General features: G+C 59.7%; 21 protein-coding genes and 1 pseudogene. 9 read left to right on the top strand and 13 right to left on the bottom strand.

Going from position 1 to position 21482, the window contains the following annotated elements:
* Genes ACIREA_RS04115 through trpS form a run of 4 tightly spaced genes read left to right on the top strand, consistent with a single transcriptional unit; the run spans window position 1 to window position 3584 of the window.
* The gene (locus ACIREA_RS04115) at window positions 1-909 is read left to right on the top strand and encodes a metal ABC transporter ATP-binding protein (RefSeq protein WP_397380831.1); all 909 of its coding nucleotides are present in this window, start codon (window positions 1-3) and stop codon (window positions 907-909) included.
* Entirely contained in the window at window positions 906-1754 is an 849-nt protein-coding gene (locus ACIREA_RS04110; protein WP_397380829.1) for a metal ABC transporter permease, read from the top strand. Before ACIREA_RS04115 ends, ACIREA_RS04110 begins: the two co-directional genes overlap by 4 nt.
* Window positions 1751-2584, top strand: coding sequence for a metal ABC transporter permease (locus ACIREA_RS04105; protein ID WP_397380827.1), 834 nt, complete (start codon window positions 1751-1753; stop codon window positions 2582-2584). The genes ACIREA_RS04110 and ACIREA_RS04105 overlap by 4 nt, the downstream gene beginning before the upstream one ends.
* 34 nt (window positions 2585-2618) lie before the next feature.
* On the top strand, window positions 2619-3584 hold the full coding sequence (gene trpS, locus ACIREA_RS04100) for a tryptophan--tRNA ligase (RefSeq protein ID WP_397380825.1): 966 nt from the start codon (window positions 2619-2621) through the stop codon (window positions 3582-3584).
* Between the two features lie 5 nt (window positions 3585-3589).
* On the opposite strand, the gene rnr is transcribed toward trpS, so the two are convergent.
* From rnr to prfB, 6 genes are all read right to left on the bottom strand, one after another.
* Complete coding sequence (gene rnr, locus ACIREA_RS04095; RefSeq protein ID WP_397380823.1) at window positions 3590-5827, bottom strand: ribonuclease R; 2238 nt, start codon at window positions 5825-5827, stop codon at window positions 3590-3592.
* A 39-nt stretch (window positions 5828-5866) separates the two neighbouring features.
* On the bottom strand, window positions 5867-6409 hold the full coding sequence (locus tag ACIREA_RS04090) for a YkgJ family cysteine cluster protein (protein ID WP_397380821.1): 543 nt from the start codon (window positions 6407-6409) through the stop codon (window positions 5867-5869).
* Entirely contained in the window at window positions 6406-7494 is a 1089-nt protein-coding gene (locus ACIREA_RS04085) for a glycosyltransferase family 4 protein (protein WP_397380819.1), read from the bottom strand. Before ACIREA_RS04085 ends, ACIREA_RS04090 begins: the two co-directional genes overlap by 4 nt.
* Before the next feature lie 42 nt (window positions 7495-7536).
* Window positions 7537-8334: an Hsp33 family molecular chaperone HslO gene (locus tag ACIREA_RS04080; protein ID WP_397380817.1), complete on the bottom strand. Its 798-nt coding sequence runs from the start codon at window positions 8332-8334 to the stop codon at window positions 7537-7539.
* 47 nt (window positions 8335-8381) lie between these two features.
* Window positions 8382-9248 carry a helix-turn-helix domain-containing protein gene (locus tag ACIREA_RS04075; RefSeq protein ID WP_397380815.1) on the bottom strand — a complete coding sequence of 289 codons (867 nt, stop codon included), beginning with the start codon at window positions 9246-9248 and terminating at the stop codon, window positions 8382-8384.
* 99 nt (window positions 9249-9347) lie between these two features.
* Window positions 9348-10497, bottom strand: a protein-coding gene (prfB, locus tag ACIREA_RS04070; RefSeq protein ID WP_397380813.1) for a peptide chain release factor 2 whose coding sequence is annotated in 2 segments (ribosomal slippage) — window positions 9348-10409 and window positions 10411-10497 — 1149 coding nt in all. Because the reading frame shifts where the segments join, the coding sequence is not laid out codon by codon here.
* Between the two features lie 48 nt (window positions 10498-10545).
* Between prfB and recO the strand changes: the two genes are divergently transcribed.
* The gene (gene recO / locus ACIREA_RS04065; protein WP_397380811.1) at window positions 10546-11091 is read left to right on the top strand and encodes a DNA repair protein RecO; all 546 of its coding nucleotides are present in this window, start codon (window positions 10546-10548) and stop codon (window positions 11089-11091) included.
* 20 nt (window positions 11092-11111) lie between these two features.
* Complete coding sequence (locus ACIREA_RS04060) at window positions 11112-11402, top strand: hypothetical protein (RefSeq protein ID WP_397380809.1); 291 nt, start codon at window positions 11112-11114, stop codon at window positions 11400-11402.
* A 5-nt stretch (window positions 11403-11407) separates the two neighbouring features.
* Here ACIREA_RS04060 and ACIREA_RS04055 read toward each other — a convergent pair whose 3' ends face one another.
* From ACIREA_RS04055 to ACIREA_RS04045, 3 genes are read right to left on the bottom strand one after another with little or no spacing between them, the layout of a single operon-like run.
* A complete protein-coding gene (locus ACIREA_RS04055; protein WP_397380807.1) occupies window positions 11408-11932 on the bottom strand; it encodes a glutathione peroxidase in 525 nt (174 codons plus the stop codon).
* 39 nt (window positions 11933-11971) lie between these two features.
* Window positions 11972-12691: an ABC transporter ATP-binding protein gene (locus ACIREA_RS04050; protein ID WP_397380805.1), complete on the bottom strand. Its 720-nt coding sequence runs from the start codon at window positions 12689-12691 to the stop codon at window positions 11972-11974.
* Window positions 12692-12709: 18 nt separating this feature from the next.
* Window positions 12710-13516 carry a hypothetical protein gene (locus tag ACIREA_RS04045; protein ID WP_397380803.1) on the bottom strand — a complete coding sequence of 269 codons (807 nt, stop codon included), beginning with the start codon at window positions 13514-13516 and terminating at the stop codon, window positions 12710-12712.
* 99 nt (window positions 13517-13615) lie between these two features.
* Here ACIREA_RS04045 and ACIREA_RS04040 point away from each other — a divergent pair, with 99 nt between their 5' ends.
* Window positions 13616-15073 carry a sulfatase gene (locus ACIREA_RS04040; RefSeq protein WP_397380801.1) on the top strand — a complete coding sequence of 486 codons (1458 nt, stop codon included), beginning with the start codon at window positions 13616-13618 and terminating at the stop codon, window positions 15071-15073.
* A gap of 83 nt (window positions 15074-15156) precedes the next feature.
* Here ACIREA_RS04040 and ACIREA_RS04035 read toward each other — a convergent pair whose 3' ends face one another.
* A complete protein-coding gene (locus ACIREA_RS04035) occupies window positions 15157-16020 on the bottom strand; it encodes a M48 family metalloprotease (RefSeq protein ID WP_397380799.1) in 864 nt (287 codons plus the stop codon).
* A gap of 62 nt (window positions 16021-16082) precedes the next feature.
* Between ACIREA_RS04035 and ACIREA_RS04030 the strand changes: the two genes are divergently transcribed.
* Together ACIREA_RS04030 and clpB are read left to right on the top strand one after the other, a co-directional pair.
* Window positions 16083-17273: an AI-2E family transporter gene (locus ACIREA_RS04030; protein WP_397380797.1), complete on the top strand. Its 1191-nt coding sequence runs from the start codon at window positions 16083-16085 to the stop codon at window positions 17271-17273.
* 188 nt (window positions 17274-17461) lie between these two features.
* On the top strand, window positions 17462-20047 hold the full coding sequence (gene clpB / locus ACIREA_RS04025) for an ATP-dependent chaperone ClpB (protein WP_397380795.1): 2586 nt from the start codon (window positions 17462-17464) through the stop codon (window positions 20045-20047).
* Between the two features lie 13 nt (window positions 20048-20060).
* Here clpB and ACIREA_RS04020 read toward each other — a convergent pair whose 3' ends face one another.
* The 3 genes and pseudogenes from ACIREA_RS04020 to ACIREA_RS04010 all read right to left on the bottom strand — a co-directional run.
* A complete protein-coding gene (locus tag ACIREA_RS04020) occupies window positions 20061-20462 on the bottom strand; it encodes a DUF2809 domain-containing protein (RefSeq protein WP_397380793.1) in 402 nt (133 codons plus the stop codon).
* A 45-nt stretch (window positions 20463-20507) separates the two neighbouring features.
* A complete protein-coding gene (locus ACIREA_RS04015) occupies window positions 20508-21236 on the bottom strand; it encodes an AAA family ATPase (RefSeq protein WP_397380791.1) in 729 nt (242 codons plus the stop codon).
* Window positions 21233-21482: pseudogene (locus tag ACIREA_RS04010) on the bottom strand (hypothetical protein); the annotation flags it as partial. The pseudogene ACIREA_RS04010 and the gene ACIREA_RS04015, both read right to left, overlap by 4 nt.

The raw sequence follows: 21482 nt of genomic DNA, 5'->3' as shown, positions 1-21482 counted from the left end.
ATGCCCGCCGCCCTCCCCCCGCTCGCGATTGAAGTCACCGATGTCACCGTGGCCTATGCAAACGGCCACGTTGCCCTGAACAACGCCACATTCACCCTCGGAGCAGGCACCATCTGCGCCCTCGTCGGAGTCAATGGCAGCGGCAAAAGCACCTTGTTCAAGGCCATCATGGGATTCCTGCGGCCAGCCAAAGGCGAAGTACGCATCGCGGGCCGGAGCGTTGAGGAATCACGCAAGCAAAAACTCGTCGCCTACGTGCCTCAGGCGGAGGAGGTGGACTGGACTTTCCCCGTCAGCGTCTGGGACGTGGTGATGATGGGGCGCTACGGGCACATGAATTTCCTGCGCATCCCGCGGGCGGAGGACAAGCGCGTGGCTGAGGAATGCCTGGAACGCGTGGGCATGAGCGGACTCAAAGACCGCCAGATCGGCGAGCTTTCCGGCGGACAAAGGAAGCGCGTCTTTCTGGCCCGTGCGCTGGCGCAAAAGGGACGCATCATGCTGCTGGACGAACCTTTCACCGGCGTGGACGTGCAGACCGAAACCGCCATCATCGAACTGCTGCGGGCATTGCGCGAGGAGGGCCACATCATCCTCGTTTCTACCCACAACCTCGGCAGCGTGCCTGAGTTTTGCGATCAGGTGGTGCTGGTCAACCGAACGGTGCTAGCCTTCGGCCCCACCGAGATCGTGTTCACTGAAGACAACCTGACCCGCGCCTTTGGGGGCGTGCTGCGCCAGTTCCACTTCGCGCAGTCCACCATCCAGGAGCATGACGGTCGCACCGTGAAGCTGCTCACTGACGACGAACGCCCGCTCGTGTTCGGCAAGGACGGCCATCTGGAATACACGGACCGCCTGGGACGCGAGAAACTGGTAAAGAAGCGGGAGATGGAGGTGGGCGAATGACCGACCTCCTGACGCCGTTTCACTACGAGTACATGGTGAAGGCCATTCTCGTCAGCGGCCTCATAGGCGGGGTGTGCGCGTTTTTGTCCTGCTTCATCACGCTCAAGGGATGGTCGCTGATGGGCGATGCATTGTCTCACGCGATCGTGCCCGGCGTGTCGGTGGCCTGGATGCTGGGTCTTCCGTTTTCCGTCGGAGCCTTCGTCGCCGGCATTTTGGCGGCGCTGGGCATGGGCTGGGTGAAGCACAACTCGCGGCTGCGGGAAGATGCGGTGATCGGCGTGGTGTTCACCAGCTTCTTCGCCCTGGGGCTGCTGCTGCTCTCACTTTACCCGAGCAATCTCAACCTGCGCACCATCATCTTTGGCAACATCCTTGCCATCTCCGACCCGGACATCCTCCAGGTGCTCATCATCTCCGCAGGTGCCATCCTCATCCTCGGCCTCAAATGGCGGGACCTGCTGCTCTACTGCTTTGATGAGGGCCACGCACGCAGCATCGGCCTGAACACGCGCTTCCTGCACTTCCTGCTGCTCGCGCTGCTCTCCGCCACGGCGGTCGCAGCTTTGCAAACGGTGGGCGCGTGCCTCGTCGTCGCCATGCTCGTCACCCCCGGGGCCACAGCCTACCTGCTCACCGACCGCTTTGGCCGAATGCTCGGCATCGCCACCCTCACCGGTGTCTTGTGCGGCGTGGTGGGCGCGTATGCCAGCTACTTCCTGAATGGATCCACCGGTGGCTGCATCGTCGTGCTGCAAACCGTCATTTTCCTCGTCGCTCTCACCTTCGCTCCCAAACACGGCCTTCTCGCAGCCCGCGCCCAACGCCGTGCCGCCTCCGCATGAACCTCCTCGCCCCGTTTCAATACAGCTTCATGAACGAGGCGATGCTCGTCGGAGCCCTCGTAGGGGCGGTGTGCGCCGTGCTCTCCTGCTATCTGGTGCTGAAAGGCTGGTCTCTGATGGGCGACGCCATCTCCCACGCCGTTTTGCCTGGAGTCGTCGGCGCCTATATGCTGGGACTGCCCCTCGCCATCGGGGCATTCGTCTCCGGCCTTTTCTGCGCCGCCGCCACAGGCTGGATCAAATCCAACACACGCATCAAGGAGGACACCGTCATGGGCATCGTCTTCACCGGGCTGTTCGCACTCGGTCTCGTGATGTTCACCAAAGTGGAAACCGATGCGCACCTCAATCACATTCTCTTTGGCAACATCCTCGGCATTGAGCGTGGGGACATGATCCAGACGCTTGCCGCCTCGCTGCTGACACTCGCCGTCATCCTCCTCATGCGCAAAGACCTGCTGCTGTTCTGTTTTGACCCTGCTCATGCTCGCGCCATCGGCCTGAACACGAACCTGCTTTACTACATCCTTCTGGCCGTCCTCGCCACCACCATCGTTGCCTCGCTCCAGGCCGTGGGCATCATCCTCGTCGTGGCCATGCTCATCACCCCCGGCTGCACCGCGCGGCTGCTCACCGATCGTTTTGATCACATGCTGTTCATCGCAGCCAGTTCCTCCGTGCTCGCCAGCTGCCTCGGTGTCTATGCCAGCTACTTCATGAACGGCGCCACCGGTGCCTGCATTGTGCTGGCACAGGCGGCCATGTTCGCCCTCGCCTTTGTCTTTGGCCCCAAGCACGGCCTGATCGCCGCGCGAAAACGGCTGGCTTGACGATTCCCACACGCACCGCCATATCAGCGGTCTTATGCGCATCCTTTCCGGCCTTCAACCCAGCGGCAGACTCCACATCGGCAATTTCTTTGGCATGATGGAGCCTGCCCTCAAGCTGCAGCATGAAGGCGACGCCTACTATTTCATCGCCGACTACCACTCGCTCACTTCCGTTCAGGACGGCAAGGCGCTGCGCAGCTACGTCCGCGAGCTCGCCGTCGATTTCCTCGCCTGCGGTCTCGATCCGGACAAATGCGTCTTCTTCCGCCAAAGCGACGTGCCGGAGCACTGCGAGCTCTCCTGGATCCTCAGCACCGTCACTCCCATGGGCCTGCTGGAGCGCTGCCATAGCTACAAGGACAAAATCGCCAACGGCATCTCTCCTTCACACGGCCTCTTTGCCTATCCCGTGCTCATGGCGGCAGACATCCTGATCTATGACAGTGATGTCGTCCCGGTGGGCAGAGATCAGAAGCAGCATGTCGAGGTCACCCGTGACATCGCCATCAAGATGAATGAAACCTTTGGCGCAGGCCTTTTCAAGCTGCCGCAGCCACGCATCCAGGAAACGACTGCGGTCGTCCCCGGTCTTGACGGGAAAAAGATGAGCAAGAGCTACAACAACACCATCCCGCTGTTTGAAGAACCCGGCCCGCTGAAAAAGAAGATCATGGGCATCCAGACCGACTCCACACCGGTCGAAGCCCCCAAAGCCATCGAGGGCAGCAGCATCCTCGCCCTCTACAAGCTGGTGGCATCACAGGCTGACTATGACGCCATGGTGGCCGACCACCTCAATGGCGGCGTTGGCTACGGCGACTTCAAAAAACGCCTCCTGCAAGGCGTGACCGACTACTTCGCCCCCTTCCGCTCCCGCCGTGACGAAATCCTCGCCGACAAAGGCTACGTGGACAAAGTGCTCGCCGAAGGCGCTGAGAAAGCCCGCGCCGTCGCGCGCAAAACTCTCAGTCGTGTGCGCGATGCGGTGGGCCTGGGTTGATCCTCTTATCGTCTCTTCTTCGGCTGCTGCGACGCGCGCTTGTGACCATGCCCAGGCTTGCGCGGCGGTGCGGCAGGCCGTTTGGGATCGCGGCTCTGGGGCCCGCGCCGATTCGGTCGTTCTGAATCTTCGGAACGCGTCGGTTTGCCACGCTGCGGCACAGGCATGAAATCCACCTGCTTCTTGATGCTGTCCACCTTGTAGATCTGCACGACGATTTTATCACCGATGCTGATGACTTTGCGCGTGTGACGCCCCGTGACCTGACGAGTGGAAGGATCAAAGACATAGAAGTCATCCTGGATCGAGGAAAGCGGCACGCCACCGCTGAGGCCGAGATCCGGCACATCAACGAAGAAGCCGAAGTTCCGCACATCGGTGACGAGCGCGACATAGGGCTGCGGTTTCTTCGAGACGAGCTGCGCTCTCAGGTATGCGTAGAGTTTGACCTCCTTGCTGTCACGTTCGGCATCCGACGAGTTCTTTTCAGTCGTGCTGATGTGATCGGCGATCTGCTTCGCGATGCCCACCTGCAGCTCGACCTTGTCGAACAAGGAGCGGTGTACCACGAGATCGGCGTAACGACGAATCGGTGACGTGAAATGCGTGTACTTCGTCTTGGCGAGACCGTAATGGCCGAGAGGCTCCACGGCATACCGCGCCCGCATCATCGAGCGCAGGAAACCAATCTTCAACGCCGGGCCAATCGGCAGATCATCCAGCCGGCTCAGCAGCTTCTGCACCTCAGGGCGATGAGTGAGATTTCCACAGGGCACGCGATGACTCAGCACATCTTCACGATAATCATTGAGCCGCTTTTCCTTCGGTGATTCATGCACACGATACACAGAAGGCCGGTCAAGCCCCATGAGGCGTCCTGCAACAGCTTCGTTGGCCAGCAGCATGTATTCCTCGATCAACTGATGCGAGACATCGTTCTCAATACGCTCGATGCGCAGCACCTTGCCGTGTTCGTCGAGGCGGATCTTGTTCTCCGGGAAATCGAGATCCAGCGAGCCGTTCTTGAAGCGCAGGTGGCGGACTTTCTGCGCCATTGCATGCGCATCGTGCAGCATCTGCTCAGTTTCATTGTTCGGCGGCACCTGAATGGCGGCAAACGCCTCCTTGTAGGTAAAGCGGCGCTTCGAGCGGATCACCGAGGGATAAAACTTCGAGCTCACCACATGCCCATCCTTGGCCAGCACAAACTCCACGCACTTCGTCAAACGATCCACGTTCGGCTTGAGCGAACACAGCTCATTGCTCAGTGCTTCAGGCAGCATCGGAATCACTCGATCCACGAGGTAGGTCGAGTTGCCGCGCTTCCTGGCTTCGATGTCCAGCGCACTGCCCGGCAGCACATAGTGCGATACATCGGCAATGTGCACCCACAGCAGCCACTGATCCCCCTGCTTCTGAAGGCAGATGGCATCATCAAAGTCCTTCGCATCATCCGGATCAATCGTGATGACGTTGTGCGAGCGGCAGTCAACGCGTCCGGCGCACTCCTGTGCGCTCGGCTGATTGTCAGCCCGCGACTTGGCGATCGTGTTGGCCTCATGCAGCACGCTCTTCGGAAAGTGCAGCGGCAGATCGTAATGACGCAGCACGGAGAGCATGTCCACGCCCTCTTCATCCGGCGGACCGAGCACCTCGATGATTTCGCCCTCAGGCGCTGTCTGCTTGGATTCCCACTGGGTGATTTCCACGACCACTTTGTCGCCCACATTGGGCTTGCGGCCCACATCACGCGGCTCCGAGACATAAATCGCCCCGGGCAGACGCGGATCATCCGGCGTCACATGCAGGAACTGCTTTGAGCGCTGCAGGGTGCCCACGAACTGCGTGCGCTTGCGTTCCAGCACGCGCACCACGCTGCCAATTTTGTCCTCCTGACCCGGCCTGACGTCGAGGCGGACCAGCACCCGGTCGCCATGCATGGCGGTTCCCGTGTTGCTTTCTGAGATGCCGATTTCAGAGATCCCAGCTTCATCGGGCTGCACAAAGCCACGGCCACCCCTGGTGATCTGAATCACCCCGGGCACCAAGTCGGCTTCCTTCGCCACGATGTAGCGGTTGCCCTTCGTGCGTATAATTTTCCCCTGTTTCTCCAGGCTTTTGAGCAGGCTTTGCAGCACCTGCTGTTGATTGGGCTTCATGCCCAGTTGGGAGAGAAGCTCTGGCACATTGGAGGGTATGTAATCCTCACTGCCGAGCAACCTCAGTAGTTTCTTATCCATCATCTATCTTGGCACGGAAAGTATATAAGACGAATGATTCCGTCAATGAGAATTCGGTGGCAGCCGAAACTCACGGTTCAATCGCAGCTTCAATTTCCGCATCACTTCATCCAGTTCCTCCCGCACTGCGACCAGCTCTGGCTCCAGTGCTTGATTGACCGGCGTTGACGCCACGCGCTCGTAGCGTTCCACCAGCGCCTGGCCATCCTCACGCAGTCCGCTTTGTTCGATCAATCCGCGTACTTTTTCCACCAGCGCACGCGTCTCGACGATCATCGTCATCGCCTCAGACTCAGTGGTTTCACCACGTTCCACACGACCCAATTGCTGGCAGTTGAACAAGCGGCACCGCACCGGCCTCTGCTCATAAACAGTGCAGCGTTTCTCCCGCAGCGCGGAGCATGGCTGCTCCATGTAATACTCCCCGTCACGGCAGCGAATTTTCAGCCCCAGCTTTCCGAGTTCCGCCGGCACCTCCCCCGGTTGCATCCGCACGATCTGAAACATTGTCCCGTCACAGCACATCCCACACGCCGCGCAAAGGCGCGACGCCGCATCCGCTGAATATTCCGTACTAATGTTCACTCACGTTTTCGAGCTGCCAATTTGAGCACTTGAATCGTGCAGTCCACATTCAGCTCCAGATCCAGCGCCTGCCGCGTTTTGACAGGCGCGGCACTGCCGCGCGCGCGCCAGTGATTGATGCACATGCCCAGCTTCGCCAGATCGGCAGGATCATTCAGGACATGGCCGTTGATGCCGGGGTCGATCAATTCGCCGGCCCCGTTGAAACTCGTCGTAATGACCGGCAGGCCGCTGGCCAGCGCCTCGCTCACCACATTGGAGCATGGTTCATAAATCGGCAGAAAGGTCAGCACATCCGCAGCGGCGTAAGCGGCTTCCACATCGTTCAGCGGACCGGTAAGAATGACGTTCGGCGGAACCTTGCCGCGCATGCGATCCCGTGTGACGACAAGCAGTTTGAGCTGCGGATCATCGCTGCGCCCGGCCATTAACTTCAGCAGCCAGGGCAGCCCCTTGCGCTCCCACCCGGAGCCGACAAAGACCAGCACGAAATCGTTTTCGGCGAGTCCAAAGCGTTTGCGCGCCGCAGCCCTCGACACACTCTTGAATCGCTGCACATCCACTCCATTGCGGATCGTGTGCACTCGCTCCTGCGGGAAAGCGGGGAAGTGCTGCGCGATCTCGCCGCGCACCATTTCAGAGTTCACGATGATGCGCTGCGTGTTGGCCGGATCAAAGGTTTGCGCCTCAAGCGCCATCATATTGCGATGAAACGCCCCCAGCCCCACCAGCGGTCGCTTCCACCAGGGTGCGAACTGTTTGCGCCGCTGCAGCCACACACGGTGCAGGCCGTCTCCTGCGCGGTAGACATCCTGCTTCAGCGTGCGCTCCAGGCTGAACACACAGTCAAACCTCTCGTGCTGCACAGCGGCGTTCACAGCCTCCGCAAAATGCAGCGGACGTTCCGCGCGTGATCCATCCACGGGAACACTGTGAAACTGCACGCCCGCCGCCTGCCCCTTCCACTTTTCAGCAAACAGATGCGTCTCATGCCCCGCAGCCGTCAAGGCCCCCAGCAGCCGTTGCACGTACAGCTCCGCGCCTCCGGTGGCGGAGAACTGTCGGCGAATGAGGGCGAGTTTCATGCGAGTAGCGCAAACGTCTCGTTTGCGGGCGGAACGCTTGAATTAAGACTGCTTGGACCGCCACTGCTCAAAGCTCTCCTTCGGCGTGCGAAAGACCGCACCGCAGCGCGGGCAGTGAATCTGCGCCACGCCGTCGGCAAAGATGTGATCCAGATCATCCTGCGGGAGGCGCATGATGATGGGCAGCAGGCGCTCCACGGAGCAGCCGCATTCAAACACATAGCCGCGCGTTTCCAGCAGAGTCAGATGCTCCGCCGTTTCAATTTCAAGCACCTGCTCCAGCGTGAGTTCGGACAGCCATGGCTCATCGCAGTCCGGCTCGGCGGAGATTTGCACGAACTCCTCATCCTCCAGCCGGAAGAAGCGCGTGAGGCGCTGCTCGCTGGTGGTGTAAAACGTCTCCACCGCCTTCAGCATGTCGTCACCGTGAAACTCGATCATGCTCTGCCGGGGTGCTTGATCCGGGCGCGTCGCTTGCGAAATGAACATCGCCTCGCCCTCCTGGCGCACGTCTTCGGTGAAAACCCGGCCCGCCACACGACCAGGACGTGAGCTGCCAGTGACGAACACGTTCGCGCGCTGCGGCTCTTTGACGTGGATGGTCCACGCACAGCTCTCATCCTGCGGGCGCGAGCAGAGATGCAGCGCCATCGCGGCCAGCGTATCCTTCAGCATTTGATCCAGCGCCTCCGCATTCTGCAGGCCGTACTGCATCAGGTGCAGGTAGTAATCGAGATAGAGCGGACTGAAGCGTCCCCGCACCAGCAGCGCATTGCGCTTCCGCACGAAGTAGGCGCGGAGGTCCACCACGGAAAGATCCGGTTCAAGCATCTGACTCATGCACAGCTTATCTCACCGGATGAAAGGCGGCGCAAGTGGCGCGGGCGTCACTTCCCCGCCATGCCGCGGAATTTTTGCCGGTAGGCGCTCGGCGTCGTCCCCATCACCTCGCGGAAGCGGCGGTTGAAGTTCGCCAGGTTACGGTAGCCGCAGTCCATCGCGATGTCCGTGATGTTTGACACATCCTCCGCCAGCATGCCGCAGGCACGGCCGATGCGCACCTCGTTCACATACTGCGGCACCGTCTTGCCGGTGCGCGAGTGGAAGAAGCGGCTGAAAGCCCCAAGACTCAGGTGCGCAAGCTTCGCCAGACGCTCACGGTCGATTTCTTCCGTCAGATGCGTGTGAATGAAATCGATCACCCGCTCCATCCGCCCCTGGTCGGCAGATTCGAGCTTGGGCTCAAAGTTGGAACTGGCCAGCGCCTTCAAATCTTCTGAAGCGGCCAGCGCATTGAGAATGGCCAGCAGTTCGATCACCCGCGCCAGCCCCTCGCTGCCAGCGAGACGTTTCATGTGCTCCGTCACCACCGCGCGGGCGGCGCCACGCACCTCCAGGCCGCGCGCCGCGCGCTGCAGCAGCCGCTTCACCGGCTCCATCTCCGGCAGCGCCATGAAATCCCGCCCCAGGAAGTCCTCGTCAAACCGCACGATGATGGCATTCACCCGCCGCGCCTTCGCGTTCACGTCCTGATGCCACACGTGCGGCAGATTGGAGCCAATCAGGACGATGTCTCCGTCCGTGAGCGCACTGATATTGTCCCCCACCACCCGGTGCCCGCGACTCTCGATCGCCAGCGTCAGCTGATACTCCGGATGAAAATGCCAGCGCGTCCCATAGTCCAGCGCACGCACCGTCTCACAGTGGAAGGACTCCCACTGACGCTTGGGGACTTTCTCGAAAACAGGCTTCATGGGGGAAAGTTTGCAGTCGTTGGCGATGGTTTGCAATGGTTTGCGATTGTTGAACCATCGCAAACAACGGCAAACCACTGCCAGCCACCGCAAACCAAATTACACGTCGTCGTCCTTGTCGTTATCACCGGCCTTCCGACCGCGCAGCTTGGCTTCCATGAAGGCATCTAAATCTCCATCCATGACGGCCTGCACGCTGCTGGTCTTCTCGCCGGTGCGATGGTCTTTAACCATCTGGTAAGGTTGGAAGACATAGCTGCGGATCTGGCTGCCCCAGCCAATGTCGCTCTTCTCGCCATACTGGCGGTCGATCTCGGCCTGACGCTTGTCTTCTTCGATCTGGAAAAGCTTCGCCTTGAGCATCGCCATCGCTTTGGCGCGGTTCTTCGGCTGGCTGCGCTCGATCTGACACGCCACAATGACACCGCTGGGAATGTGCGTCAGACGCACGGCAGTTTCCACCTTGTTCACGTTCTGGCCGCCTTTGCCGCCGGCGCGATAGGTGTCCACGCGCAGATCTTCATCACGCACGACAATGTCGATCTCCTCTTCGGAGTCGGGCGTCACATCAATCGAGGCAAAGCTCGTATGGCGCTTCTTTGCCGCATCAAAGGGCGAGATGCGCACCAGGCGATGCACGCCGCGCTCGGTTTGCAGGAAGCCAAAGGCGTTTTCGCCGATGATTTCGAGCGTGGCGGAGCGTGTGCCCACGTCATCTCCCGCTTCATGGTCAATCAGTTCCACCTTGTAGCCACGGCGCTGGCACCAGCGCTGATACATGCGCATCAGCATGTCCGCCCAGTCACAGGCCTCCGTGCCACCGGCACCGGAATGGATGGTGATGAAGGCATTGCCACTGTCAAACGGGCCGCTCAGCAGCTGGCTAAGTTCAAAGCTGGAAATATCCGCGCTGAGCTTCTTGTGCTCATGCTCCACCTCACGCCACGTGTCCGTGTCGCCCGCCTCTTTGGCCAGCTCAATGAGCCCGTCAAAATCCCCGGCACGCGCTTCCAGATCCTGCAGCGGTCCGATTTTCTTTTTGATGACGTTCGTGCGGTCGATCGTCTTGCGCGCCGCGTTCGCGTTATCCCAGAAGCCAGGGGCCGCCAGGCGGTCCTCCAGCATGGCCAGTTCGTCTTTTAATTTCGGGACGTCAAAGATACCTCCGGAGCTCCCCCAACCTTGCCTTGAGAGCCGTGGTGTCGAGGGATTGAAGGTCGGTGAGGATGGTCTTGCTGGTCTTTTCCATGCAGCGTAGATAGCGGCTTGGCGTGCGAGTTCAACGCCTTTTGTCATCATGGAAAAAACCGAGGCCATCCTCATCGGACGCACGCGCTACGCGGAGAGCAGCCTCATTGTACAATGGTGCTCGCCGGAGGTCGGCCTGTTCAAAACCATCGCCAAAGGTTCCCTGCGGCCCAAATCCCAGCTCTATGGCGTGCTGGACCTGTTTGTCTCCGCCGACCTGCGCTTCGTCCGCAGCAAATCGAGCGACCTGCACACTCTGGCCGAGGCCCGCTGGACCAATCCCCGCCTGGGCCTGCGCGAAAGTTACGGCCGCGTTCTCGCCGCCACCTACCTCGTCAAACTCATCACCCTCGTCGCCGAGACCGACTCTCCCATCCCCGAGATTCACGACCTCCTCGTCAAAGCCCTCGACTACCTCGCCGCCAAAGATCCCATCCCCGCCCTGATCACCCGCTTCGAGCAACGCCTCGCCGAAATCCTCGGCATCATCCCCGAAGGCGAAACCGGCATGGCCGCCGCAGCCATCGAAGACAGCTTTCACCGCAAGCTGCCCGTGCAGCGACGGCAGCTCGCGGATTGGATGACCAAGCATTGAATTTCATCAATCACACCATCATGCCCCGACTACGATCAAAACGTCTCTACTACCTGGGCATCTTGATCCTCATTTTTGCCGTTATCGACTTCTTCCCATGGTATTGGCATCCGTTTTTTAAATACCCAGGTTCAGACCCAAGATACTACGTCTGGAATATTGGCTTTCCGATTTCATGGTTTATTTACGATGATAAGGCCCCGCCACATTTATTCACACTATTGCCTGCGATTAGTCTCGGCCTTATTAAGGCTCAAGGCGTCATCATTTTGGTCACTGTGATCGCACTTGGGTTGCTGCGCAAAAAGTAAAATGCCTACTTCAGCGCCGCCTCAATCGCGGCCATCAGCTCCGGCGAATCAGGCGCCACATCCGAGCCGAAGCGCTGCAAGACCTTGCCGTCCTTGCTCACGAGAAACTTCTCAAAATTCCAGCCGACTTCACCGCCGGCGGCAGATTGCAGCGCAGCATATAGCGGGTGCTTGGCATCTCCCTTGATGGCCACCTTGGCAAACATCGGAAACGTCACCTTGTAGTTCAGGGAGCAGAAGCTCTTGATCTCCGCCTCACTGCCCGGCTCCTGCCCGCCGAAATCGTTGCAGGGAAAGCCCAGCACCGCCAGCCCCTTGCCGCTCATCTTTTCATGCAGCGCCTGCAGCCCGGCATACTGAGGCGTGTAGCCACACTCAGAGGCCACATTCACAATGAGCAGCACCTTGCCTGCGTAGGCTTTCAGCGTGGTGTCTTTGCCGTCGATGTCCTTGATCGCGATGTCTTGAACGTTGGTGTCAGCAGCGAGAGCCATGGATGTCATGAGGAGGGAAAGGAGCAGGGTTTTCATGTGGGAAATGAACGCGGCAACCACCGTCTTGGTTTCACATCATTCCACCATGCTCAGGAAGATGTCCTCCAGACGCCGCCCGCGCTTTTCATGGTCCCGCCGCAGTTCCTCCAGCGTGCCTAGAGCGATGAGCTTGCCATGGTGAATGATGCCGATGCGGTCGGCCAGCTCTTCGGCGATGTTCAGCAGGTGCGTGCTCATCAGCACCGTGGTGCCGGCCTGGCTGCGCTCTTTGATCTCCCGCTTCACCGTGCGTGCATGGATGGGGTCCAGGCCGACCATCGGCTCGTCGATGACGAAGACTTTCGGATCATGCAGCAGCGCGCTGGCAATGGCGAGGCGCTGCCGCGTGCCATGGCTGAGGTTCTCAATGCGCTGACGTGAGTACTCATGCAGGGCAAATTTGGTGAACAGCGCATCCGTCTGCGCCTCTGCATGGGGCGGATACATCTCAAAAAGCTCGGCAATGAACTCCATGAACTCGTTCGGCGTGAGCTTTTCATAAAACACCGCCACGTCCGGCACATAGCCGAGCAAAGACTTTGCCTGCATGGATTCCAGCTGAACGTCGTGGCCGCACAGCTTCACACGCCCCGAATCCGGCTTCATCAGTCCTGTGAGCAGCTTCATCGCGGTGGTTTTGCCAGCACCGTTCGGCCCCAGAAAGGCAAACAGTTCACCGGGCTTGATGGTGAGATTCAAGCCATCCAGCGCCCGCAGCTCGCCATAGTTCATCGTGAGGTCTTCAATCTCGATCATGCTTCAAATGGGTTCGAATCAGTGCACGGCATCCTGCAGTCCGTGGATGGTGGGTTCCAGCAGCACGTAGTCGTCGGAAAGGTCGATGCGCGCAAGCTCACCAGCCTCGGTGAAGATCATTTTGACCTCGTACATTCCCATGATCGGCAGAGTCAGCACAAAGCACTTCCGCTGCCTGCCTGCGAGCATCATCATCCCCTCGCGCGCCTGCAGTTTCGTGGCCTCCTTGTCCTTGTTATCCGGCTGATTGCCCGCTTTAGGCATGCCTCCACCCAGCAGCGAGAGCATGGCCAGCGCACTGTCCTGACCGGCACCCATGCCCATGAGGAGCTTCACATCCTGCGAATTCATCACCACACGTTCGCCCTGCTTCACCAGCACTTCGGGTGTCGGTTGTGTTTCACTCCAGGTCAGGCGCATGCTCGCATCACGCTGCGGGAAGCTGGCTTTGATGGCCAGATTCTGCCAGCGCTCGCCATCCGCCAGCGTGCAGCCCAGGCTCCAGCTCGCCATGATGCTGCGCACCTGGTCCTCCGGTGCCACCTGCTCCACGGCCCCATGGGCGATCAAGTCGTACACGGTCTCCTGATTCGGCTTGATGCGTCGGTTCACCTGCAGATTCGCATGCCCGATTTTTTCGCGCTGATGGTAGAGATGCAGGGTGCAACCAAAGGATTCCGACTGCCGCAAAAACAAATCCATCACCATGCGCGGTGGCACGATGGCAAAGCGTGAGGCCTCGGGGAAATAGATGTCACGCACCAGCAGTCCGGACATCACCGCCCAGAAAATCACCGCCAACACTGCCACCACACGCCAAATCATGGTTCAATAGTAGTCAGGAAACGAGTGTGCTGGCAAGCACCACGGCATTTGCCTGCAAAAAAACTCGCCAGTTCAGCCTGCATTTGCCACGATGACGGCATGCGTCTGCTGCTCGCCCTGCTCCTCACCTCCCTCACTCTTTCCGCCGCCGATCAACGCCCGCCGAATGTGGTGCTCATTCTGCTCGATGATCTGGGCTACGCCGATCTCGGCTGCTTTGGCGCGGAGAAGATCAAAACGCCGCACATGGACCGCATGGCATCGGAGGGAATGAAGTTCACCAGCTTCTACGTCGCTCAGGCCGTGTGCAGCGCCTCACGCGCGGCATTGATGACCGGCTGCTACGCCAACCGCGTCGGCATGCAGGGTGCCTTGAATCACACGAGCAAGGAGGGCATCCACCCCGACGAATTCCTGCTGCCGGAGATGTGCAAGCCACGTGGCTACGCCACCGCCGCCTTCGGCAAATGGCACCTCGGCACCGATCTACTGTTCAATCCCCTTCACAACGGCTTCGATGAATTCCTCGGCATTCCCTACTCCAACGACAACAGCATGTATCACCCCTCCTTGGCCCAGGAGATGCCGCCCCTGCCCTTCTACGATGGCTTGAAGGTCATCGAAACCGATCCCGATCAAAGCCAGTTCACCCACCGCTTCACGGATAGAGCGACGAGCTTCATCGAGCATCACAAAGACCAGCCCTTCTTCCTCTACGTCCCCCATGTGATGCCGCACGTCCCCATCTTTGCCTCGCCAGCCTTTCGCGGTAAATCCAGCGCAGGACTCTACGGCGACGTGGTGCAGGAAATCGACGAGTCCGTGGGTCAGATCCTCGAAACCCTCAAGCGCTGCGGCATCGATCAAAACACGCTCGTGATCCTCTTCTCCGACAACGGCCCTTTCCTCAGCTACGGCAATCACGCCGGCAGCGCCAAACCCCTGCGTGAAGGCAAGCTGACCACCTTCGATGGCGGCGTACGCAGCCCCTTCATCGCCCGCTGGCCCGGCCATATTCCTGCGGCCCAGGTTTGCGATGAGCCGGTGATGGAAATCGACCTGCTGCCCACCATCGCCACCTTGATCGGCGGAAAACTCTCCGACCGCAAAATCGACGGCGAAAACATCCTCCCTCTGCTGGAAGGAAAACCAGGAGCAAAGTCCCCGCATGAAGCGCTGGTCTTCTACGGCGGCGATGAACTCCAGGCCATCCGCAGCGGCCCGTGGAAACTGCATTTCCCACATCCCTACATCACCGTGGATGGCGAGCCGGGCCGCGACGGCAAACCAGCCCGCTTTGGCCAGATGAAACCCAAGGCGATCACCCAGAGCGGCATCGCCGGCATTGCCTCCCGCCACGGCTACCGCGTCGAAAACATCGGCCTCTCGCTTTACAATCTCACTGATGACCCCGGTGAGACACGTGACGTCTCAAAAGAACACCCCGAGATCGTGGAACGCCTGCAAAAACTCGCCGAACCCACACGTCAAGAACTGGGCGACACCCTGCTAAAAGTCAAAGGCACCGAAAACCGCCCGCTAGGACTGGCTCCATGATATAACGCGCCAGCGTCCCCGGAGTGCGGCGCTTCAGCGCCGCTTTCGAGCGTCACTTCCCCCCACGAAAGTTCTGTCACAACTCACCGCCCCGCACGCTCATTCGCAATAGCCTCGCGAATGCGTTCCATCCGGTTCGACGGATTCGGATGCGAACTCATAAAATCCGAGCTGTTCCCCCCGCCGCTCACCTGCGCCAGGATTTCCATCACACCAATAAGCGCCTCAGGATTGTAGCCCGCCTGCAACATAAACCGCACGCCGAGCGCATCTGATTCTGATTCGTCATCGCGGCTGAATTTCATCACGCGCCATTGCGCCACCATGTTGGCAATCTGAGCCCCCGAGTTGTTGTGCCCGTCGGAGAGCAGCACACCAAGCCCTTGCGCCAGACCGCTCCAGAGCCGGGAATTCGCCATTTGCTCGTTAGAGTGACGGCCCACCACGTGCCCCATCTCATGCCCAAGCACACCCGCAAGCTGGTCTTCAGATTTCAGGCGGCGAAACAACGCCTCGGTGATGAAAATCTGCCCACCGGGCAGGGCGAACGCGTTCACCGTCTCGGTGTCGGCCAGCAGATGAAACTTAAACTGATAGGAGGTCTCCCTCGCTGCCGTGGATGCAATCAAGCGTGTACCGACCCGGTCCACCAGCGCCCGACCGTTGGCGTCACGCGAGAGCCCGCCGCTTTCCCGGATCATCTGCGGCGCGGATTGCAGCCCCAGGGCGATCTCCTCCTGCGGCGTGGCCAGCGCGAGTTTTTGCTCCCGTCCTGTGAACTCGTTTTGATAGGAGGTGGTGGCGATCCAGTGGTAAAGCAATGAACCAACGATGATTAGCAGCCCAATGATGATGCGCGGGTTGATGCCCGGGCCGCTGCGTCTGCGGTCGTCCCCATAGACGGAGATTCGCTTGAGAGATAAAAACCGGTGAAGCGTGGAAATCATGGATTGCCTTATACTTCATGGAAAAATCTTGAGCCAGCAGGTATTTTGCGGCATGGCAGGTCATGTCGTTGTTTCAGGAACATGATCAGACTGTGGATTGGGGCCGCAAAGGCTCGCAGGCGGTTGTGACACTGGCGTGTCTCTTTGTCGTGCTCACCGGCCTGAAGGTCGCCGCCAATGTGCTGGTGCCCATTGTTTATGCCTTCTTCCTCGCGGTGCTCAGCTACCCGATGGTGCGCTGGCTCCGCAGACACAAAGTCCCCGCTGGCCTCGCCCTTGGCATCACCATGCTCATGAATCTGGGCGTCCTTGCGGGCATGATCACGGTAGGCGTGCGCTTGCTCATCAGTTTCTGGAGAGATCTGCCGCATTACCTGCGTGGCCTGGAAAAGTATTCCAATGATCTCGGAGCCTGGCTCGAACTCAAGGGCGTGGCTGACGCCAAGTCAATGCTGGGCGGCATCTTCGACTGGAACACCCTCATCGGCTACGCCACCAAGCAGGATGTGATGAGCAATCTCCCCGGATTGCTGGGCACCACCTTCGGCACCCTGGCCACCTTCCTCGCCAGCCTGATCATGATCATCATCGTCATGATGTTCATCCTCATGGAAGCCCACGGCACCCAGAGCCGCCTGCAAGCCGTGCATCTCTCCGGCGGTCCGGATCTCACCGGACTCATGCGCAGCGCGGACGACATCCAGAAGTACCTCGGCGTCAAAACACTCATCAGCGCACTCACCGGCCTGCTCGCAGGCTTTTGGTGCTGGTTCTTCGACCTCCATTACCCGCTGCTGTGGGCGCTGCTGGCGTTCTTGTTCAATTACATCCCCGCCGTGGGCAGCACCGCCGCCTGCGTGCCCGCCATTGTGGAGGCCCTGGTGCAGCACGGCCCAGGCACCGCCGTCTTCGTCGGAATCGGCTACGGCGGCATCAATTTCTTCCTAGATAACTTCGTTCAGCCCACCATGCTCGGCAATCGCTTCGGCATCTCCCCCTTGGTGGTCATTCTCTCCGTCATCTTCTGGGGCTGGCTCTGGGGACCGCTGGGGATGTTTCTGGCCGTGCCTCTCACCATGGTTCTCAAGGTGCTCCTCGACAACAACATCGAATTCAAGTGGATCTCCGTCGCCATGTCCAAGAAGAAAGTGCGCCATGGAGAAGTGGAAGTGGCAGGCTATGACCTGCAAATGAGCGAGGACGAAACGATCGGCAGCGGCGCGAGCACAGAGATGCCAGGACGGGACAAATAAGCAGCCAAACTGGGCTGCACATCTGTGCCACTTCGGCCTTTCATTGTGACAGTGATGCACTCGCCAGGTGCCCGCCATGCGTATCAAAGCTGCCCCAACCTAGACAAATCAAGCGTAGCAGCCCATGCCGCAGCTGTGGCATGCTTCCAGCAAGAGAGTCAGAGAAACAACCCTTCTCCCAACCAACCATGTCACCCGAAAAATTCACCGTTAAGCTTCAAGAGGCTTTCAATGCCTCACAGTCCATCGCCACCCGCCATGGGCATCAGGAGTTGAAGCCGAGTCACCTCATCCTCGCCCTGCTTGAGCAGGAGGGTGGCATCGCCACGCCTCTGTTTGAAAAGGCGGCGGTGAATCCGGCCGCTGCGCAAGGCCTGAAACCCAGCGTGGAAGCCCTTCTCGCACGCCAGCCCAAAGTCAGCGGCGGCACCAGCGGCCTGCATCTCTCCAATGAGATGCGCGAACTCATGACCAAGGCCGAGGACGAGCAGAAGAAGCTCAAGGACGAATACCTCAGCGTCGAGCACGTCATCCTCGCCCTCTTCAAAACCAAGACCGAACTGTCCGATCCCCTCAAGCAGGCCGGCCTCACCTACGACACCGTTTCCAAAGCCCTCACCGCCGTGCGTGGCAGCCAGCGTGTGGTCGATCAGGACCCCGAAGGCAAATACCAGACCCTCGAAAAATACGGCACCGATCTCACCGCCCGTGCCAAGCAGGGCAAGATCGATCCCGTCATCGGCCGCGATGAAGAAATCCGCCGCGTCATGCAGGTGCTCAGCCGCCGCACTAAAAACAACCCCGTGCTCATCGGCGAACCCGGCGTCGGCAAGACCGCCATCGCTGAAGGCCTCGCTCGCCGCATCGTGGCGGGAGACGTGCCCGATTCCCTCAAAGGCAAACGACTCATCAGCATGGACCTCGGCGGCATGATGGCCGGTGCCAAGTTCCGTGGCGAATTCGAAGAGCGCCTCAAAGCCTTCCTCAAAGAAGTCACTTCCAGCGATGGCGAGATCATCCTCTTCATCGACGAACTCCACACCATCGTCGGTGCCGGCAAAGGCGAAGGCGCGATGGATGCGGGCAATCTGCTCAAGCCCCAGCTTGCCCGTGGCGAACTGCGCTGCATCGGCGCGACCACCCTCGACGAATACCGCAAATACATCGAGAAAGACCCCGCTCTGGAGCGCCGCTTCCAGCCCGTGAAAGTCGGCGAACCCAGCGTTGAAGACACCATCGCCATCCTGCGCGGTTTGAAGGAGCGCTACGAAGTTCACCACGGCGTGCGCATTCAAGACGGTGCCATCATCGCCGCCGCCACGCTGAGCAATCGTTACATCACCGACCGCTTCCTGCCGGACAAAGCCATCGACCTCGTGGACGAAGCCGCCAGCCGCATCAAGATCGAGCTCGACTCCATGCCCACCGAAATCGACGTCATCGAACGTCAGGTCATGCAGGGCGAGATGGAGCGACAGGCGCTGAAAAAAGAAAAAGACGCCGCTTCCAAAGCCCGCCTCGAAAAACTCGACAAGGAGATCGCCGATCTCAAAGAAAGCTCCTCTGCCCTCAAAGCCCAGTGGATGAAGGAGAAGGAATCCGTCGATGCTGGCCGCAAGGTGAAGGAGGAGATCGACCGCCTCCGCACCGAACAGGAGCAGGCCCAGCGCCGTGGCGACTTCGGTCGCGCCGGTGAGATTCAATATGGTCTTATTCCTGATCTCGAAAAGAAGCTCAGCGCTGCTCCCGTCGAAGCATCTCAGCCGCGCGCCGCTCATTCTCTCCTGCGTGAAGAAGTCACCGAAGACGACATCGCCCGCGTCGTAGCCAACTGGACCGGCATCCCCGTCTCACGCCTTCAGGAGGGCGAGCGCTCCAAGCTCGTCAAAATGGAGGAGCGCCTCAGCCAGCGCGTCATCGGCCAGAAGGACGCCATCACCGCCGTCAGCAATGCCGTGCGCCGCGCGCGTGCAGGCATTCAGGATGAGAACCGCCCCATCGGCAGCTTCCTCTTCCTTGGCCCCACCGGCGTCGGCAAGACCGAGCTCTGCAAAGCCCTCGCCGAATTCCTCTTCGACGACGATACCGCCATGACCCGCATCGACATGAGCGAATACATGGAGAAGCACAGCGTCAGCCGCCTCATCGGCGCGCCTCCTGGATACGTCGGTTACGAAGAAGGCGGCCAGCTCAGCGAAACCGTCCGCCGTCGCCCCTACAGCGTCGTGCTCTTCGATGAAGTCGAAAAAGCCCACCCCGATGTCTTCAACGTCCTGCTGCAGGTCCTTGATGACGGCCGCATCACCGACGGCCAGGGCCGCACGGTCGATTTCAAAAACACGGTCCTCATCATGACCAGCAACATCGGCAGCAACGCCATCCAGGACGTCAGCAATCCTGAGCAGCGCGATGCCCTCGTGCGCGACAGCCTCAAGCAGTTCTTCCGCCCCGAGTTCCTCAACCGCATCGACGAGATCGTCATCTTCGACCGCCTCGACGCCGCCCAGCTCGACCAGATTGTCAAGATCCAGCTCCAACGCGTCATCGATCGTCTCGCCAAGCAGAACATCCACCTCACCGTCACCGACGACACCACCCGCTACCTCGCCGACGCCGGCTTCGATCCCGTCTACGGCGCCCGCCCCCTCAAACGCGCCATCCAAAAACACCTCCTCGATCCCCTCAGCCTCGCCGTCCTCGAAGGCGGCTTCAAAGACGGCGACCACATCACCGCCACGATGAAGAACGGGAAGCCAATGTTTGAGAAGAAGTGAAGTAACGAGGAATTCATCCGCCTCGTCGCTTGCAGCAAACACACTCCGCAGCAGCCCCAAAGACTATTCCAAGTACGTACGCCAGCAAATCCGGGGCATTGAAAGTCGAACCAAGAACAAGCCGCCCAGGCAGGCTGCTGCGGAGTTGGTCGAGCCAAGGAACATGATACAATTGCGAAAACTCAATTCCCCATGCAAAGCCAAGGGCGATCAGCGTGATCTGCAATGTGGACGCGTGCCGAAAGCATAGCCCTGCCCCCAAAAAGATGGCCAGCGCCCACAGCGCATCACCTCCGTATTTGGAGAGAAAAGGCGACAGGGGCAGATAGCGGGATCTCCACAACAGGCCTGCACCAAGAACCAGCGCAAGCAGCACAGTTTGCAAAAGCCGATTGCGGCAAATTGTTTCTGTCATGTCCCTCGGCCTGGTATCCATGAACAGCGACATTCCTCCCAGTCTCTACGAGGTCCGCTTCCTGCTCGCCCGCTTCGGCTTCTCAGGCACCAGCGTCATCTGCGGCGTCACCTTGATCCCCATCCGCTTGTAGTAGTCGAGCATCTTCTCCGTGGCTACGCGGCCAGCTTCGAGGCCAATGCGAACCATCTCCGACATTTCCTGCGGCGGAACTTCCTGAAGTCTGTTGGAGGCGAGCATGGTTTGAAGTTGTTCGAGGGTGTGCTTGCTACTGTCAGCAATTCGCTGGGGGGGCGGTGAGGCATTGTCCCACAACACCCACTCGTCGGCAAGCGGCACATAATCCTCGATGAAATGCCTGCGGCTGCGGTCAAAACGGCGGCGAATATCATCCTCCGGAACGTCATGGCCGCCAATTCTCACCCGCAAGCCAACGCGCCCAACCGCCTGATCCCCAGAACCAATGCGGATGTAATGCAGCAGGAAGCGATAGCCCTGCGCCTTCGCCTCTCGAATCATGGTAACATACGTTTTACCGCTGAGCGTGGACTCAATCGCAAAGCTCGCCTTGGCCGCGATCAAGCCACGCGCTTCCTCAATCAACAGCCGCCCCGCCTTGAAGGCGGTGAGGCTCGGATCCAGCGGCGAAAGTCCGCGCGCAATTTCGTCCGCATTGAGAAATCGCATGAGGTCAAGCCTCGGCAGCAGCTCCCGGGCGAGCGTTGTTTTACCTGCCCCATTGCAGCCACCAAGAATGCAGAGTGTCGGTGTCATGACGGTTTAGTATGATCTTCCACAAAATCACTCGGACACAACCTCTTCACCGCCTTCGTCAGCGGATTCTGATCCTTGCGCCCATGCACATACAGCGCCGTCCACTCGGCAAGCCGACGCCCCAGAATGCGACATGCCTCCTGCGTCTCCTCCTCACGCGGTGCCTTGGAAGCCACCGCCCCGTAATGCAGCGTCATCTTCTTCCCCGAGTAATCCGTGGCACCAAAGACCAAAAATCCAAAATTC

Origin of the sequence: Prosthecobacter sp., from assembly GCF_044373815.1 — a bacterium.
Lineage (GTDB): Bacteria > Verrucomicrobiota > Verrucomicrobiia > Verrucomicrobiales > Verrucomicrobiaceae > Prosthecobacter.
The sequence above is the reverse complement of the archived record's forward strand: the minus strand, read 5'-3'. Positions and strand labels throughout refer to the sequence as shown.